Annotated in this window: 18 protein-coding genes; 13 read left to right on the forward strand and 5 right to left on the reverse strand. The window is 67.5% G+C overall.

The window, feature by feature from the left end; genetic code table 11:
• The first annotated feature begins 13 nt into the window (after positions 1 to 13).
• Positions 14 to 850, forward strand: coding sequence for a dihydropteroate synthase (gene folP, locus EGK63_RS07165; RefSeq protein ID WP_125900590.1), 837 nt, complete (start codon positions 14 to 16; stop codon positions 848 to 850).
• Here the strand turns inward: folP and EGK63_RS07170 are convergent.
• A complete protein-coding gene (locus tag EGK63_RS07170) occupies positions 836 to 1,573 on the reverse strand; it encodes a hypothetical protein (protein ID WP_125900591.1) in 738 nt (245 codons plus the stop codon). The two genes, folP and EGK63_RS07170, sit on opposite strands and share 15 nt — an antisense overlap.
• Positions 1,574 to 1,662: 89 nt before the next feature.
• Complete coding sequence (locus tag EGK63_RS07175) at positions 1,663 to 2,109, reverse strand: SRPBCC domain-containing protein (protein ID WP_125900592.1); 447 nt, start codon at positions 2,107 to 2,109, stop codon at positions 1,663 to 1,665.
• Between the two features lie 261 nt (positions 2,110 to 2,370).
• Here EGK63_RS07175 and EGK63_RS07180 point away from each other — a divergent pair, with 261 nt between their 5' ends.
• From EGK63_RS07180 to EGK63_RS07190, 3 genes are read left to right on the forward strand one after another with little or no spacing between them, the layout of a single operon-like run.
• Positions 2,371 to 2,712, forward strand: coding sequence for a multidrug efflux SMR transporter (locus EGK63_RS07180; RefSeq protein ID WP_125900593.1), 342 nt, complete (start codon positions 2,371 to 2,373; stop codon positions 2,710 to 2,712).
• The gene (thiD, locus tag EGK63_RS07185; RefSeq protein ID WP_125900594.1) at positions 2,712 to 3,533 is read left to right on the forward strand and encodes a bifunctional hydroxymethylpyrimidine kinase/phosphomethylpyrimidine kinase; all 822 of its coding nucleotides are present in this window, start codon (positions 2,712 to 2,714) and stop codon (positions 3,531 to 3,533) included. Before EGK63_RS07180 ends, thiD begins: the two co-directional genes overlap by 1 nt.
• Positions 3,534 to 3,557: 24 nt before the next feature.
• The gene (locus EGK63_RS07190; protein ID WP_125900595.1) at positions 3,558 to 4,130 is read left to right on the forward strand and encodes a nucleotidyltransferase family protein; all 573 of its coding nucleotides are present in this window, start codon (positions 3,558 to 3,560) and stop codon (positions 4,128 to 4,130) included.
• An 81-nt stretch (positions 4,131 to 4,211) separates the two neighbouring features.
• On the opposite strand, the gene EGK63_RS07195 is transcribed toward EGK63_RS07190, so the two are convergent.
• Positions 4,212 to 4,586, reverse strand: coding sequence for a hypothetical protein (locus EGK63_RS07195; RefSeq protein WP_125900596.1), 375 nt, complete (start codon positions 4,584 to 4,586; stop codon positions 4,212 to 4,214).
• Positions 4,587 to 4,853: 267 nt separating this feature from the next.
• On the opposite strand from EGK63_RS07195, the gene EGK63_RS07200 reads away from it, so the two are divergent.
• From EGK63_RS07200 to EGK63_RS07210, 3 genes are read left to right on the forward strand one after another with little or no spacing between them, the layout of a single operon-like run.
• Positions 4,854 to 5,204, forward strand: a complete 351-nt coding sequence (locus tag EGK63_RS07200) for a hypothetical protein (protein ID WP_125900597.1) — start codon at positions 4,854 to 4,856, stop codon at positions 5,202 to 5,204.
• Positions 5,205 to 5,885 carry a response regulator transcription factor gene (locus EGK63_RS07205; protein ID WP_125900598.1) on the forward strand — a complete coding sequence of 227 codons (681 nt, stop codon included), beginning with the start codon at positions 5,205 to 5,207 and terminating at the stop codon, positions 5,883 to 5,885.
• 10 nt (positions 5,886 to 5,895) lie between these two features.
• The gene (locus EGK63_RS07210; protein WP_243637609.1) at positions 5,896 to 7,365 is read left to right on the forward strand and encodes a sensor histidine kinase; all 1,470 of its coding nucleotides are present in this window, start codon (positions 5,896 to 5,898) and stop codon (positions 7,363 to 7,365) included.
• A gap of 26 nt (positions 7,366 to 7,391) precedes the next feature.
• Here EGK63_RS07210 and EGK63_RS07215 read toward each other — a convergent pair whose 3' ends face one another.
• Positions 7,392 to 7,640 (reverse strand): hypothetical protein, encoded by a 249-nt coding sequence (locus tag EGK63_RS07215; RefSeq protein WP_125900599.1) that lies wholly within the window; start codon positions 7,638 to 7,640, stop codon positions 7,392 to 7,394.
• Between the two features lie 196 nt (positions 7,641 to 7,836).
• Here EGK63_RS07215 and EGK63_RS07220 point away from each other — a divergent pair, with 196 nt between their 5' ends.
• Positions 7,837 to 8,427, forward strand: a complete 591-nt coding sequence (locus EGK63_RS07220; RefSeq protein ID WP_125900600.1) for a hypothetical protein — start codon at positions 7,837 to 7,839, stop codon at positions 8,425 to 8,427.
• Positions 8,428 to 8,482: 55 nt separating this feature from the next.
• On the opposite strand, the gene EGK63_RS07225 is transcribed toward EGK63_RS07220, so the two are convergent.
• Entirely contained in the window at positions 8,483 to 9,088 is a 606-nt protein-coding gene (locus EGK63_RS07225) for an HAD-IA family hydrolase (RefSeq protein ID WP_125900601.1), read from the reverse strand.
• 225 nt (positions 9,089 to 9,313) lie between these two features.
• Here EGK63_RS07225 and EGK63_RS07230 point away from each other — a divergent pair, with 225 nt between their 5' ends.
• From EGK63_RS07230 to EGK63_RS07250, 5 genes are all read left to right on the forward strand, one after another.
• A complete protein-coding gene (locus tag EGK63_RS07230) occupies positions 9,314 to 10,660 on the forward strand; it encodes a hypothetical protein (protein WP_125900602.1) in 1,347 nt (448 codons plus the stop codon).
• An 18-nt stretch (positions 10,661 to 10,678) separates the two neighbouring features.
• Entirely contained in the window at positions 10,679 to 11,497 is an 819-nt protein-coding gene (gene ccmI, locus EGK63_RS07235) for a c-type cytochrome biogenesis protein CcmI (protein ID WP_125900603.1), read from the forward strand.
• A gap of 67 nt (positions 11,498 to 11,564) precedes the next feature.
• Positions 11,565 to 12,062, forward strand: a complete 498-nt coding sequence (gene ccmE, locus EGK63_RS07240) for a cytochrome c maturation protein CcmE (protein ID WP_046651689.1) — start codon at positions 11,565 to 11,567, stop codon at positions 12,060 to 12,062.
• A 3-nt stretch (positions 12,063 to 12,065) separates the two neighbouring features.
• Entirely contained in the window at positions 12,066 to 14,075 is a 2,010-nt protein-coding gene (locus EGK63_RS07245) for a heme lyase CcmF/NrfE family subunit (RefSeq protein ID WP_125900604.1), read from the forward strand.
• Positions 14,072 to 14,554, forward strand: coding sequence for a cytochrome c-type biogenesis protein (locus EGK63_RS07250; RefSeq protein WP_125900605.1), 483 nt, complete (start codon positions 14,072 to 14,074; stop codon positions 14,552 to 14,554). Before EGK63_RS07245 ends, EGK63_RS07250 begins: the two co-directional genes overlap by 4 nt.
• Positions 14,555 to 14,842 lie beyond the last annotated feature (288 nt).

The raw sequence follows: 14,842 nt of genomic DNA on the forward strand, positions 1-14,842 counted from the left end.
GAGTCGATGTCGCATGACCCATCAATCCCTCGTGAAGCCGCCGCTCGTCATGGGCATCGTCAACGTCACGCCGGACAGCTTTTCCGACGGCGGGCGGCACGCCACGATCGAGGCCGCCCTGGCGCATGCGATGAGGTTGATCGACCGGGGCGCCGATGTGCTGGACATCGGGGGCGAAAGCACGCGGCCCGGCTCGGACCCGGTCGATGAAGCCGAAGAGATCGTTCGCGTCGCGCCGCTGATCGCCGCCATCCGCGCGCGTTGGGACGGCCGGATCAGCATCGACACCATGAAGCCCGGCGTCGCCCGCGCCGCCGTCGCCGCCGGGGCGACGATGTGGAACGACGTGACGGCCCTGAGCCATGCGCCCGACAGTCTGGCGACCGCCGCCGAGTTGGGCTGTGAGGTGGTGCTGATGCATATGAAGGGCGCGCCCAAGACGATGCAGGACGACCCGCGTTATGATGACGTCACGGCCGAGGTCATGGCGCATCTGGCGGCGCGGGTCGAGGCGGCCATGGCGGCGGGCGTGGCGCGCGAGAAGATCTGGCTGGACCCCGGCATCGGCTTCGCCAAGACGACGGCGCATAATCTGACGCTGACGGCGCGGTTGGACGCCCTGGTCGATCTGGGCTTTCCCGTTCTCTACGCCGCCAGCCGCAAGCGGCTAATCCAGGGTGTGGACGAGACGGCCGTCACCGCGACCGACCGGCTGGGCGGCTCCTTGGCTTTGGCGATGGAGGGGGCGCGCCGTGGGGCAAGGATGGTTCGGGTCCACGACGTGCGCGAGACGGTCCAGGCGCTGAAGGTCCAGGCCGCGGTGGCTGACCTGTTCTCAGTCCGGCGTTGACGTCGCGGACGCGGCGGCCGGCTCCGCCTGGTCGCGGCCTTTGGCGTAATAGCCGCCGCACAGCTTGATAGTCCCGTCCAGAGACCGGCCGGTTCCGAACACGGCGGGCGTATGAACGGCCTGGGTGATGGGGGCCGAGACATTGGGGAAGTTGGCGGACAGATAGGCGCGAACATTGTCGCGCCAGCCTTCGACCCGGTCTGGCGGGGTGAGGTCCGGCCGCGGCGTATCGAACAGGTAGAAGAACTGGTTCTGCATGGCCTGACGCGGAACCCGGCCGTCTCTCGTCGCTTCTTGCAACTCCGTCAGGCTGGTGTTGGGGTTGTAGCGACCGACGAAGACGACTTCGCCTGGCCGGACGTCGAAACGAACCGTGCCGTTGTTGTAGCAGACGCCCCATTGGCTGATCCGCAAATCGGCAATCGCATAGACTCCGGGTTTGGCCTGTCCGACCAGGTAGGATCGCTCGCTGACTGCGGCGGACTGGGGATCAATGCCTGCCCAGCCGCCGAAGAAGTTGGCGGTGATCTTGCCGGTGGCGGGGTCGAACGCCATGACGCCGAGATTGTACTGGGCGTGAGCGCGCAAGTCTTCGGTCGGCTCCACCTCGATGACTACAAGGCCGATATCAGACGAGGAAGAAACGCTGATGTCCTTTGGCGTAGCCGCGCAGGCGGCCGTCATAAGAACGCCCAAGGCCACGAAGACCATACGCAGGTTCATGTCATCATTCCCTGATACCGGCGTTCACTGGTACGGTAGGAGCGAGACTTCGCCAAGAGGGAAGAGCGCGGCCCAGGCAGGCGGTCGGCTTAAACCTCGGGCTTCCAGGCGGCTGCGACCTGATCGGGAAAGCGGTCGATGATGAAGGACGGCTCGATGGCTCGTTCCAGCCAGAGCTTGGCCCCGGCGAGGACAAGGGTGAAGCCTTCCATCGCTTCGAGAGCGGCCTTTACGCCTGAATCGGAGGTTGCGAAGCCGCGATTGGTGATTTCGACCCAGGTCGCGACTCCACGATCATCGAATGTCCATTCGACCTCGGTGGGAATCTCGTCCAGATCCCATTCAATCAGGATGCGGCGGTTCGGCTCCAACGCCTTGACCAGCAGTCGGCTGACGACGCCGTACATGCCCCATGTCCAGGTAACGTGGGCGCCTGGCGTCAGGCGCCGGTCCGCATGGGTGAACCAGAACCATGACGTCACCCCTGGCTCGGTGAAGGCCTGATAGACTTCGTCGGTCGGCCGACGGATCAACATTCCAGTCTTCACCAAAGGTGCTTCCATGTACCCATCCTTACCATGAAATTCGTGTGACGAAGCTCATCAGATCGCGATCTTTGCATCGGACTTGCTGAATTCTACCAAATCCGTCTGCTCTTTCCTTAAGAACGACGTGCATTATTTTTTGGTCTGAGTATCAAAGTTCGATCTTCAGCCCTCTTTTGAGGGGGCAGTCGGGGCTGGGCAAGAAGACGGTTCTGTCTTGTCTGAGGCGCCGCCATCGGCCATGCAGCCGTCATGTCCTGGCTTCTGTCTATCAATCCGTGGTTGGTGCTTGTGGTTGCGGGCCTGTTTGAGGTGGGCTGGGCCTCCGGCGTCAAATATGTCGGTGTTCAGAGACCGCTGATCTCATTGGGCGTGGCCGTGGCCCTGGCCGCCAGCATGGTGGGCCTGTGGGCCGCCACGCAGAAGTTGCCGGTGGGCACGGCCTATGCGGTCTGGACCGGCATCGGTGCGGTTGGCGCGGCTGTGGTCGGGATCGTGGTCTATGGCGAGCCGGCGACGGCGGTGCGGGCTGTCTGCATCCTGTTGATCGTGGCCGGCATCGTCGGGCTGAAGCTCTTCTCGGGGGCCCACTGATGACCCAGGATGCGGATCTGGTGAAGGAGGGCGGGCGCGGGCGCGTGCTGATCCTGGCGGGCTCGGACTCCGGCGGCGGAGCGGGCGTGCAGGCCGACATCAAGGCCGTGACCATGCTGGGCGGGTTCGCCGCTACGGCGATCACGGCGATCACAATCCAGAACACCCTGGGCGTTCACGGCGTCCATGCCTTGCCGCTGGAGGTCATCGAGGCCCAGGCCAAGGCGGTGTTGGACGACATCGGAGCCGATGCCCTGAAGACCGGCATGCTGGGCTCGATCGAGGTGGTCGAGACGGTCGCGGAACTGATCGACTATGCCGGCAACACGCCGACGGTGGTGGACCCCGTGATGATCGCCAAGGGCGGCTCGCCGTTGCTGGAGGACCGTGCGGTTGAAGCGGTCCGGCGGCTGATGGTGCCGCGCGCGGCCCTTTTGACCCCCAATGCGCCCGAAGCCGAAACCCTGACAGGGATCGCCGTGGCCGATCTGGACGGACAGCGACGAGCCGGCGAGGCCCTGCTGGCGATGGGCGCGCGGGCGGTGCTGATGAAGGGCGGCCATGTGCCCGGCGAGACGGTCGTCGATCTGCTGCTGACCGCGAACGGCGAGACGGTGCTCGAGAGCGAGCGGGTCGATACACGTCATACGCATGGGACCGGCTGCACCCTGGCCAGCGCATGCGCTGCGGGGATCGCCAAGGGCCTGCCGCTGCAGACCGCCGTGGCCGAGGCCTGGGCTTACGTCGCCGAGGCTATCCGCCGCGCGCCGGGACTGGGCCAGGGGCACGGCCCGCTGGATCACGGCTGGCCCTTGCGCTGAAATCCCATGCCCCATGGATCGTCCATGAACCTTGAGACCCGACTGATCGACATCATCCGCGCGGATGCGGACGTGATGCAAGTCCTGACCGTGGTGCGAGAACTGGATCTGCCGGATTGGCGGCTGTTCTCGGGGGCGGTCTATCAGGGCGTGTGGAACGCCCGGACGGGACGCGCCCCAGGCTATGGCGTCAAGGACTACGACATTGGCTATTTCGACCCTGACACCTCCTGGGCCGCGGAGGATGCGGTGATCAAGCGGGTCGCGGCTGCTTTCGACGCGCCGGTGCGCGAGCGGGTCGAGGTACGCAATCAGGCGCGGGTCCACATATGGTTCGAAGGCAAATTCGGCGAACCATACGAGGCCCTGACCAGTACCGATGAAGCGCCGGCTCGGTTCGTGGCGCCGGCGTTTGCGGTCGGGGTGCGGTTGGAGAAGGACGACGCCCTCAGCGTGGTCGCGCCGTTCGGGCTGGAGGACGTATTCGACATGGTGATCCGCCCCAATCCGACGCGGGGTCTGGCCAAGGGCTGGGACAAGGCGATCGCCAATGCGCGCGGGCGCTGGCCCGAGATCACGGTGATCGAACCGGCATAGGAAAAGGGCGCGACCCTTGCGGATCGCGCCCTCGGCAGAGCCCCTGACAGGGAGGGATGGAGCCCTGATTCCATGCCGCCGTCAGTGGCGGCGGTCGTTGTGGTCGCGGCGCTCATAGCGGATGCCGGCCGACAGACGGTCATAGCGGCGATCCAGATCCTGGCGCTCCCAGCGAGTCAGGCCGCCGCGCTGATAGCTGCGTTCCAGACGAACCAGTCCGTTCAGCTGGTCCTTCAGGCGCGATGCCTCGCGGTAGCTGAGCTGGCGGTTACGCAGACCCTGGTCGATGCGGCGATCCAGGTTGTACTTGCGCTGGTTGATCGATTGCCAACCGCCGTAGTTCTGCTCGTAGCCGTGACCTCGCGAGGGACCGTGGCGATCATAGGATTGAGCCGCGGCGGGCAGGGCGGTCGAGGCGACCGTGACGGCCAGGGCGGGGATCAGCAGGTTTTTCATGATCTTGCTCCTTCGGTTCTTCGCAACCGGATCGGGCTGCGTTGACGCCACAAGACCACCCCGGGCCTGAGCCGCATCTGAACGGCGCGTTTCAGACAGCGTTCATCAGCATGAGACTTTCGTCATGACGGGCGGCTGATGAATTCGTCCTGCGGCGCCGGGGCGACAGCGACGGAGAATCCCTGCGCGAGCGTTCCTTGTGCGGGTGAACGGCGATAGACTGCACGTTCAGCCCCCGTTCAGAGGCCCCTGTCTAGAAGACAAACCATGATGCGTATTCGAGCCCTCCTGCTGGCCGGCCTGATCGCCATCGTCCCGTTGACGGGCGCGGCGGCCCAGTCGCGCGGCCGCGACCGGGATAGCAACGACGATCGCTTCCAGGATCGTCGCGAGGAACCCCGGAGCTATCCGGGCCAGGGGCTGCGGGATGCGCCTCGCTCGGCCCCTCGCGCCGATCCCGGCGACATCGCCCGCCGCGTCCAGTCGGGCCGACCTGGTCGGATGCTGGGCGTACGCGAGCGCGGCGGCGACTATGTGGTGCGTTGGGAGTACCCGGGCGGACGCGTGTCGGACATACAGGTTGACGGCCAGTCCGGCCGGGTTCGCGGAGACGACTGAATGCGGGTGCTGCTTGTCGAGGACGACGTCGATCTGTCGCGCCAGTTGAAGACGGCCCTGAGCGACGCCGGATACGCCGTGGACCATGCCCCGGACGGCGAGGAGGCCTGGTTTCTGGGCGATACCGAACCCTATGACGTGGTGGTGCTGGACCTCGGTCTGCCCAAGATCGACGGGGTCTCGGTTCTGGAACGCTGGCGGCGCGAGGGCAAGGCGACGCCGGTGCTGATCCTGACGGCGCGCGGCGCCTGGTCGGACAAGGTGGCGGGCTTTGACGCGGGGGCCGACGATTATCTGACCAAGCCGTTCCACACCGAGGAACTGCTGGCTCGCCTGCGCGCCCTGCTGCGCCGTTCGGCCGGCCATGCGGCGGCGACCCTGACGTGCGGCGGCCTGAGGCTGGACCCGCGCGCGGCGCGGGCGACGGTCAACGGCGAGCCGCTGCGGCTGACGTCGCTGGAATACCGGCTGCTGCACTATCTGATGATGCATCAGGGCCGGGTTATCAGCCGGACCGAACTGGTCGAGCACCTGTATGATCAGGACTTCGATCGAGATTCCAACACCATCGAGGTTTTCGTCGGGCGCCTGAGAAAGAAGATCGGTTCGGACCGGATCGAGACGGTGCGCGGCCTGGGCTATCGCCTGTCGCCGTTGGCCGGTGAAAGCGACGCTGCCTGATCGTCCTTCCATGATCGAGCCCATCACCGACCTTGGGGGCGAGGACGCGGCGTCCCTGCCGCCCGTCAGGCGCGAATGGGCCCGTTGGTTCGGCCGCCCCGGTCGGTCGCTGACGCGGCGGCTGATCTGGTTGGCGGCGGCGTGGATCCTGATTGGCCTGGCGGTGGCGGCGGTGGTGCTGACGTCGGTGTTCCAGGAGGCGGCCTTGCGCCGGCTGAGCAACACCCTAGGCGACACCATTGACGAGGCCGTGGTCGCCTCCGTCATCACGCCCGAGGGGGAGGTCTTCGTCGGCGAGATCCAGGACGCCCGCACCCAGCGTCTGCTGTCCGGCAAATACTGGATGGTCGCTGAGCCGGGGCGCGACGGCAGGCTGCACGTCCTGGCGCGGTCCGCTTCACTGGGCCAGGCCGAACTGGACTACGGTCCCGAGTTGGCCGAGCGACTGCGGTCGGCCTTCGGCCAGACCATCAGCTACAACGCTGAAGACGGCCCCAAGGGCGAGCCTCTGCGTATCGCCGCCAGTATGAAGCAATTGCCGGATCGCCAGCGGCCGGTGGTCTTCTTCGCCGGTATCGATCGTTCGGACGTCGACGCCGACACCCGCCAGTTCGCCACGGTGACGTGGATCGCCATGCTGCTGCTGGGGGCAGGACTGGTCTCGGCGGTCTTTATCCAGGTGCGGGTGGGTCTGCGCCCGCTGTTCGATCTGGGCGACGAGATTTCCAACGTCCGCCAAGGCCGCACGCATCGGGTCGAGGGCGACTATCCGCTGGAAATCCAGCCCCTGGCCGAGCAGGTCAACCGCCTGCTGGCCCACAATCAGGAGACCGTCGAGCGTCAGCGTACCCACGTCGGCAATCTGGCCCACGCGTTGAAGACTCCGCTGGCGGTCATGCTGGCCGAGGCCAACGGCCAGCAGGGCGCGCTGCCCGATCTGGTGCGCCGTCAGACCAAGGTGATGCAGGATCAGGTCGATCACCACCTGCGCCGCGCTCGCGCCGCCGCTCGCGCCGCCCACGGCCTGGGCGAACGCACCGACGTCAGCGAGGTTCTGGATGAGCTGGCGGTCATGCTGGAGCGGGTGTTCGAGACCAAGGGCGTCGAGATCGACTGGCGTGCTCCGGACGATCTGGCCTTCCTGGGCGAGCGGCAGGATCTGCAGGAAATCTTCGGCAACCTGCTGGAGAACGCCGCCAAATGGTGCAAGCGCCGGGTGCGTATCTCGGCCGGACCATCGACGCCGGGCCAGATGATCGCCGTGGTCGAGGACGACGGCCCCGGCCTGCCCGCCGACCAGCGCGACACCGCCCTGAAACGCGGCACGCGCATGGATGAGGACACGCCCGGCACGGGCCTGGGCCTGGGCCTGTCGATCGTCGACGAACTGACCCGCGCCTACGGCGGCCGCGTCACCCTGGCCGACAGCGACATGGGCGGCCTGAAGGTGGTGCTGGAACTACCCGCGGCGGAGGGGTGAGGGCGTAAAGCGCGTAGGGCCCTTCGCTAAGGGCGAACCGCTAGGCGCCAAGTTGCGACCAAGGCGATAGCTTTTCGCGCGATGTCCAGCCTGTGCTCGTCGCTGGTTTCGAACTCGATCTGATCACGTTCGATTTCTGAGAGATATTCGGCGATCTGTGTTTCTGTAGAACCGGATCGCACCAACCTCCAGAATTCGGGCAGATAGGCTCGATATTCATCTTCAGCCCACCCTTCCATGTCCGAAACACCAATGGGATCCCACTGACGAAACAAGAGGCGATCTAGAGCTTCGTAGGCGCACGCATCTTCAGCGCTGAATTTCGTTCCTATGGGGTCAGCTTGCAGTCCAGAGCTTATGTCCGCAATGGGTGGAAGGCGGACAACCGATCGTCAATGTTGGTCTAAATTTTTGTTCATTTGATGATGCCGCTGCTCCTGTTCAGGCTTCTCGCCGAAGCTGGAGACCAGAATGAAGCGGATTCTGATAGCGACGGTGATGGTGATGGCGCTTGCAACGCCTGTGCTATCGCAAGATCCGGACCCGGTTTCTGACAACCCCGAAATGGCAGCAATTTTGGCTGCGGACCAAGTCGTGCGGCAGGATCTTGCCGCAGTCCTGGCCGGTGGCCGGGAAGGAGCTCTCCGCATTCACGCGGCTGACGCAGTCCGTCGTCAGCAGGTGCGTTCGCTCCTTGAGGCCGGCGCGCTGCGGACAGCGACGGACTTCTACTCCGCCGCGCTGGTGTTTCAGCACGGGGACACGCCAGAGGACTATCTGATGGCTCACACACTTGCCGTTGCGGCGTTGGGCGAGAGATCGACTGAATCGCCCTGGCTCGCGGCGGCGACGCTGGACCGATATCTTCAAGCGGTGGGGCAGCCCCAGATCTACGGCACCCAGACCATGATGCGACGGGGCGAACAGCCGACACGCGAGCCTTTCAATCACGCCCTCATACCCGACAGCATCAGGAGGGTGCTCGCTGTATCTACCCGTGCTGCCGAGGAAGCGCGTCTGGCCGCGCAGACCGCAACCGACGGCGCCCCAACACCCCGATAACGGTCCAAGACAGCGCCCGCTAAGGGTCGAAAGCTGACATTGACGGATGCTGCAGCTAATCGCTCAGTTCTGGAATGAGCGTGCTGAGTGTGGCGCCGGGGGTCCAAAGCGCGGCATTCCACCCGCGCGCACGCGCGGCTTCGACATTTTTTGCAATGTCGTCGATGAAGGCGATTGCCGACGCGGGCAAATCCACGCGTTGCTCTACCGCTGCATAGAAATCCTGTGACGGTTTCGAAACGCCAAGCTGTGCGGCGTAGTGCATGTCGTCAAACCGGTCGCGAAGCTTGAGCGTATCCCACAGATAGGACGCGCGTTCATGCTCCTGAACGGTCGCCAGGTGCAGCGGCACGCCTGACGCCCGGACCTCAGCCAGTTGCAGCAGCAGGGCCTCGTCCAGATGGGCGTCGCCTTCGAACCAGTAGCGGATCAGCTGATCACAGCTGACATGCGGCGCGACGTCCGCGAGCGCGGGCGCCAATCGGTCCCGCAGCGTTGCGCGGCCATGAACGACGTCGTCCCACCACGGCTTGAAGAAGCGGTCTTGCAGCGCTTGGCGCGGAATACCCAGATCCTCTTCAATACGAGCGGACCATCCTGATGGATCGGGGTGACGAACCACGACGCCATCGACATCCACCATCAACACGGCCGGTTTCATCAGACCTGCAGCCCATCACACCTCGAGACAGAGGCATTCTGCTGGTTTGCAATCCGGCTGCAAGAGACGCGAAACGAGGTTCGCTTATAGATCGGGGGAGACGTCACTGGCGAAGGGCGAGCGATCCTGCCCCTGCTATCGCACACGTCCCAAAATCCCCTGTTAACCCGCGACGGGGCACCCTCAGCGTCTTGGCCGGGAATCAGTTCGGTCGAAGGAGCCGGGATGGCGGACCTGTCGGGCGTCCAGAGGGCCGCCTTGGCCCATTTGATCGAACGGTGTCCGGACCGGATCCTGTCGCAGCTGCTGGGGCTGGCGGGAGCGATGGCGGGCGACCGGGCGGGCGCGATGCGCGAAATGGTCGAGGTCGAGTTGCTGGACCGTCGTCGTCGCGATGTCGCTTTCGGGCCTCTGGCCCCGTTGTTTCATCCGCGTGAAGACGGGCTGGGCGGGCTGGATTTTCCGGCGGACCTCCTGGTGCGGCTGTGGCGCGCGGCGACGCGCGGCGAGCCTGAGCTGCTGCCTCAGCTGGATCGCGACGACGACCTGTCGCGCATGGTCGCCGACCGCCTGTGCCACAGCGCCGCCGTGGTGCTGCGCGATGCGTCGGACGTGGTCTGGCCGGACGTCGGGCCGGAGCGGGTCGAGACCATGGCGGCCTGTCTGGATCTGGCGCCGGTGATGCGGCGGGCGCTGCCGTATCTGCCGGCTTGGATCGGACGGCCGGGCGTCGCCGAGCTGGCGGAACTGAAGCTGGCTTTGCGGCAGGCTTCGGCGGTTGGTCCGGGCGGCGTCGAGCGGCTGCTTGAGATTGTCTTCGCCCATATGCCGGACGCGCGGCTGATGTTGCGTGTGCTCAGCTTGATCGGCGCGTCAGGGCGCGAGGCGGCGACTGGGCGTGAGGAAGCGGATCGATTGATCGATCGGGTCGTGTCGGCCTTGGCGCAGCGCGCCGCCGAGGTCGTCGCACTCAACCCCGTCGCAGATGAGAATGAGCATAGGCGGCTGGCGGCCGGGCTGAACTGGTGCGCTGAAACCCTGGCCGAGATTGATGTCGCACTGTCGCTTGGAACCGACAGCGTCCGGGCCAAGGCCGTGCGTCAGGCGCGCCTGAAAATAGCGCTGCGCCTGTCCGAGCATTTCGCCGCAGCGGAGAAGGCGGTCGACGCGGTTCTGCCGGTCGAACGGACGGCTTTGGCGGGACGGATGACGCGGCCTACCCCGCGTCTGGATCAGGCGCCGGACCTGCAGGCGGCGGCGAAGGCGCGTGCGCTTTTGGCGCTGACGGGGCAGGTGCGCGACATCACTGCGGTGTTCGGCTGTGAAGCCGAGCGCCGCCAGACGGCCGAGGCCCTGACCGGGCGGTTGGCGACCTGGGCGGATGAGGCGATCGAGCGGTTGAACGACGGCCGGGCCACGGATGAGGTCGTGGCGCGCAAGCGCATCGGACTGACCGCCGAACTTCTGGGCCTGCTCGGAGCGCGGGACGCTTCGCGCACGGTGCGGCGGCGATTGGCTATTGCAGGTTCCAACGCAGGTGCGGCGTCGCGCGCCTCGCCTCCGGCCGCCTGATCCGCTACAGCGGCGGCCATGACGATCTTCTGGATCATGACGGCCCTGGCGACGGCGCTGGCGGGCCTGGCGGTGCTGTCCGCCGCGCGACGCGGGGCGGAGGCCGAGAGCGTGGCGGATCGCGACGCGGGCGCGCGCGAACTGGCCGAGCTGGACCGGCTGAAGGCGCGGGGCCTGCTGGACGAGGCGAGCTGGACCGCCGCGCGAGCCGAAGCGGGCCGTCGCCTGCTGGCCGCCCACCGCGCGGATCGCCGTCCGGTGTCGCGCTCGGCCGACCGCTATTGGGTGCTGGGCGGGATCGGAGCGGCCGCCGCCGCGTCGCTGGGCCTCTATGTCGTCTTCGGCGCGCCCGGCATGAAGGATCAGGCCTATGAGACCCGCGTGCGCGAATGGGCCTCGACGCCTGAGGCGCTGGAGCCGGCGCAGGTCGCGGCCGTGCTGGGGCAGGTGGTCAAGGATCGACCCGACGACCGTCTGGCCCTGACCATGCTGGGCGCCGCCCGGTTCGAGGCGGGCGACCCCATCGGCGCGGCCTCGGCCTTCCGCCGCGCCCTGGCCATCCAGCCGGACGACGCCCAGAGCTGGGCGCGGCTGGGCGAAAGCCTGGTGCGGGCCAATGACGGCGTGGTCGACGGCGACGCCGAGGCGGCCTTCCGCCAGGCGGTCAAGCTGGATCCCGACCAGTTGGGCGCGCGCTTCTATCTGGGCGAGGCCGCCCTGGCGCGCGGCGACCGGGCCGAAGCCGAGGCCATGTGGACGCCGTTGATCGCCGTGCTGGCGCCGTCGGATCCGCGCCGCGCCGACCTGCAGAACCGCCTGGCCGAGGCCGTCCGATGAGCCGTTGGCCCGACCTTAACCTCGCCCTATACGCGGTGGTGTTTTCCGCCGTCCCCGGATCGCCGACATGAGCTGGTTGCCCAAATCGCCCAAGGCGCGCCGCCGCCTGTGGGTCGTCATCGCTGCGGCGCCGGTGCTGGCGCTGGCCGTCGGCCTGTCGCTGTGGGCGATGAAGGACAATGTGACCTTCTTCTACTCCCCCTCGGAGGTGACGCCGCAGAAGGTTCCGGCCGGTCAGATGATCCGTCTGGGCGGTCTGGTCGAGGCGGGCAGCGTGCACAAGGCCGCCGACGGCTCGGTCGTCTTCGTCGTCACCGACAACGGGGCGACGGCGCAGGTGATCTATCACGGCGATCTGCCCGACCTGTTCCGCGAGGGGCAGGGCATTGTGGCGCAGGGCGCCTTCCGCCCCGACCGCACCTTCGAGGCCAGCCAGGTGCTGGCCAAGCACGACGAGACCTATATGCCGCGCGAAGTCGCCGACCGGCTGAAGGAAAAGGGCGAGTGGCGGCCCGAGGGCGACGAGGCCGCGCCCGCCGCCGCAACCGTGCAGCAGGGGGCCTGAGCCTTGATCGTCGAACTGGGCGCCTTCGCCCTGATCCTGGCGCTGGTGCTGTCGGTGCTCAGCCTGGCGCTGACCACGGCGGGCCGTCTGCGGTTCAGCCCGGTGCTGGCCGGGGCGGGGGGCGGCGCCATGCTGGCCTCGGCCGCGGCGATCGCCCTGGCCTTCGCCGCCCTGATCTACGCCTTCGTGGTGTCGGACTTCTCGGTGTCGAACGTGGCCATGAACAGCCACACCGACAAGCCGGTCTTCTACAAGGTCGCCGCCGCCTGGGGCAGCCATGAAGGCTCCCTGCTGCTGTGGTGTCTGGTGATGACGGTCTTCGGCGGGGCGCTGGCGTTGGCGCGCGGCCTGCCGTTCGGGCTGAAGACCTCGGCCGTGGCCGTGCAGGCGGCCCTGTCGAGCCTGTTCCTGGCCTTCGCCGCCTTCACCTCCAACCCCTTCTTCCGGCTGGATCCGGCGCCGGTGCAGGGCGCGTCGCTGAACCCCCTGCTGCAGGATCCGGCGCTGGCGGTGCACCCGCCGCTGCTCTACGGCGGCTATGTCGGCTTTTCGGTCTGCTTCTCGCTGGCGGTCGCCGCCCTGATCGAGAAGCGCGTCGATCCGGCGTGGGGCCGCTGGGTGCGGCCGTGGGCGCTGGCGTCCTGGGCCCTGCTCACCGTCGGCATCGCCCTGGGCTCCTTTTGGGCCTATTACGAACTGGGCTGGGGCGGCTGGTGGTTCTGGGATCCGGTCGAGAACGCCAGCTTCATGCCGTGGCTGGCGGGCGCGGCCCTGCTGCACTCGGCCATTGTGACAGAGCGGCGCGGGGCGCTGGCGGGCTGGACGGTCTTTCTGGCGATTCTGGCCTTCACCTTCTCCATGCTGGGCGCCTTCCTGGTGCGCTCGGGCGTGCTGACCTCCGTCCACGCCTTCGCCGTCGATCCCCAGCGGGGGATGATGTTGCTGGCCATCCTGGGCGTGGCGGCGGGCGCGGCCTTCATCCTGTTCGCCTTGCGCGCCCCGGCCATCCGCTCGGGCGCCGCCTTCGCCCCGGTCAGTCGTGAAGGCGCGCTGGTGCTGAACAACCTGTTCCTGACGGCGGCGGCGGCCACGGTGCTGTTGGGCACCCTGTATCCGCTCATTCTGGAAGGCGTGACGGGGGCGACCATTTCGGTCGGCCCGCCCTATTTCAACGCCGTCTTCAACCCGTTGATGATCGTCGCCTGTCTGATCCTGCCCGCCGGGCCGCTGTTGGCCTGGAAGCGGGGCGATCTGAAAGGCGCCCTGCAGCGCCTGTGGCTGGCCGCCGCCCTGGCCATCGCCGCCGCCTTCGCCGCCTTCTTCCTGTTCGAGCCGAAGAAGGCGCTGGCCGCCGCAGGGCTGGGCGTCGGCGCCTGGCTGATCGGCGGGGCGCTGGCGGAGCTGGGCGTGCGCACCAAAGCCTTCCGCGCGCCCTTGGCTGAGACGCTGCGCCGCGCCAAGGGCCTGCCGCTGGGCGCCTGGGGCATGGCGCTGGCCCACGCCGGTCTGGGCGTCTTCATCCTGGGGGCCGTGGTCGAGACCAGTTTCAAGGCCGAGGCTGCGCTCGCCCTGCCGCTGGGCGGTGAAGTCGCCGCCGGACCGTGGAAGGCGCGGCTGGACGCGGTTCAGGTCATCGAGGGGCCGAACTATCTGGCCGAGCAGGGCCGTCTGACCATCATGCCGGTCGACGGCCGCGCGCCCGAGCGCGTCATCACCGCCGAGCGCCGCTTCTTCCCGGCGGGCGGCCAGACGACGACCGAGGTCGGCCTCGACTTCCGCGGCCTAGACGACGTTTACGCGGTCATGGGCGACCGCGCGGCGACGGATACGGGGGAGCGCGCCTGGATCGTGCGCATCTATTACAACCCGTGGGCGCGGCTGATCTTCCTGGGACCGGCGTTGATGGCGCTGGGCGGGCTGATCTCCCTGCTGGACCGGCGCCTGCGCGTCGGGGCGGGTTCGCGCGTGAAGAAGGCCGCCCAGCCGAGCGAGCCAGTCGAGGCGCAGGCGTGAGGCGCGCCGCCGCCCTGTTCGCCGCCGTCTTGCTGGCCGGCGCCGCCGCGCCCGCGCTGGCTGAGCCGCCGCCTGCGCCTGACCTGCCCCTGGCCGATCCGGCCCAGGAGGCCCGCGCCCGCGCCCTGTTCGGCGACATCCGCTGCGTCGTCTGCCAGCACGAATCCATCGCCGACAGCCCGGCCGGCATCGCCGCCGACCTGCGCGGTCTGGTGCGCGAACAGATCGCCGCCGGAAAGACCGACGACGAGATCAAGGCCGACCTGCTGCGCCGCTACGGCGACTATGTGCTGTTCAAGCCGCCGCTGCGGATCGGCACCTGGCTGTTGTGGTTCGGCCCCTTCGCCCTAGCGGCGGGGGCGGGCGTGGTGCTGGTCCTGCGGGCGCGTCGGCGCAGTGCGGGCGAGGCCGCGCCCCTGACGCCGGAAGAAGAACGCGCCCTGGCCGCCCTGACGGCGGACGACGAAGCGGGGCGCTGAGCTACGCCCTATCTCCCGCTCATCCCGGCGGCCGCCGGGATCCAGGTCTTTGGGTGTAAACGTGGCGGATGATGTTCTCACTGAGCCCCGGCGTCCGCCGGGGTGAACGGGGAGAAGGGGCTGGCTCCTGTGCGTTTGGAAAGCCTTTTGCCGCCTTCCTGACGCAGACGCGCCACACCGCGAACGACGATCAGGAACAATCATCGCGACGGCGTGCATTGGCTTGAGCCGTAACGCCCTATATCCATGGGCGAACGGAGCTTTTCCGTATCCGCCAGTAGAGACTGC

Source organism: Brevundimonas sp. 357 (genome assembly GCF_003938605.1).
Lineage (GTDB): Bacteria > Pseudomonadota > Alphaproteobacteria > Caulobacterales > Caulobacteraceae > Brevundimonas.

Coding starts and splice junctions, on each gene's coding strand:
- thiD (WP_125900594.1), top strand. CDS start 2,712: ATGACCCAGGATGCGGATCTGGTGAAGGAGGGCGGGCGCGGGCGCGTG.
- EGK63_RS07190 (WP_125900595.1), top strand. CDS start 3,558: ATGAACCTTGAGACCCGACTGATCGACATCATCCGCGCGGATGCGGAC.
- EGK63_RS07205 (WP_125900598.1), top strand. CDS start 5,205: ATGCGGGTGCTGCTTGTCGAGGACGACGTCGATCTGTCGCGCCAGTTG.
- EGK63_RS07170 (WP_125900591.1), bottom strand. CDS start 1,573: ATGAACCTGCGTATGGTCTTCGTGGCCTTGGGCGTTCTTATGACGGCC.
- folP (WP_125900590.1), top strand. CDS start 14: ATGACCCATCAATCCCTCGTGAAGCCGCCGCTCGTCATGGGCATCGTC.
- EGK63_RS07195 (WP_125900596.1), bottom strand. CDS start 4,586: ATGAAAAACCTGCTGATCCCCGCCCTGGCCGTCACGGTCGCCTCGACC.
- ccmE (WP_046651689.1), top strand. CDS start 11,565: ATGAGCTGGTTGCCCAAATCGCCCAAGGCGCGCCGCCGCCTGTGGGTC.
- ccmI (WP_125900603.1), top strand. CDS start 10,679: ATGACGATCTTCTGGATCATGACGGCCCTGGCGACGGCGCTGGCGGGC.
- EGK63_RS07225 (WP_125900601.1), bottom strand. CDS start 9,088: ATGAAACCGGCCGTGTTGATGGTGGATGTCGATGGCGTCGTGGTTCGT.
- EGK63_RS07230 (WP_125900602.1), top strand. CDS start 9,314: ATGGCGGACCTGTCGGGCGTCCAGAGGGCCGCCTTGGCCCATTTGATC.
- EGK63_RS07200 (WP_125900597.1), top strand. CDS start 4,854: ATGATGCGTATTCGAGCCCTCCTGCTGGCCGGCCTGATCGCCATCGTC.
- EGK63_RS07220 (WP_125900600.1), top strand. CDS start 7,837: ATGAAGCGGATTCTGATAGCGACGGTGATGGTGATGGCGCTTGCAACG.
- EGK63_RS07175 (WP_125900592.1), bottom strand. CDS start 2,109: ATGTTGATCCGTCGGCCGACCGACGAAGTCTATCAGGCCTTCACCGAG.
- EGK63_RS07210 (WP_243637609.1), top strand. CDS start 5,896: ATGATCGAGCCCATCACCGACCTTGGGGGCGAGGACGCGGCGTCCCTG.
- EGK63_RS07180 (WP_125900593.1), top strand. CDS start 2,371: ATGTCCTGGCTTCTGTCTATCAATCCGTGGTTGGTGCTTGTGGTTGCG.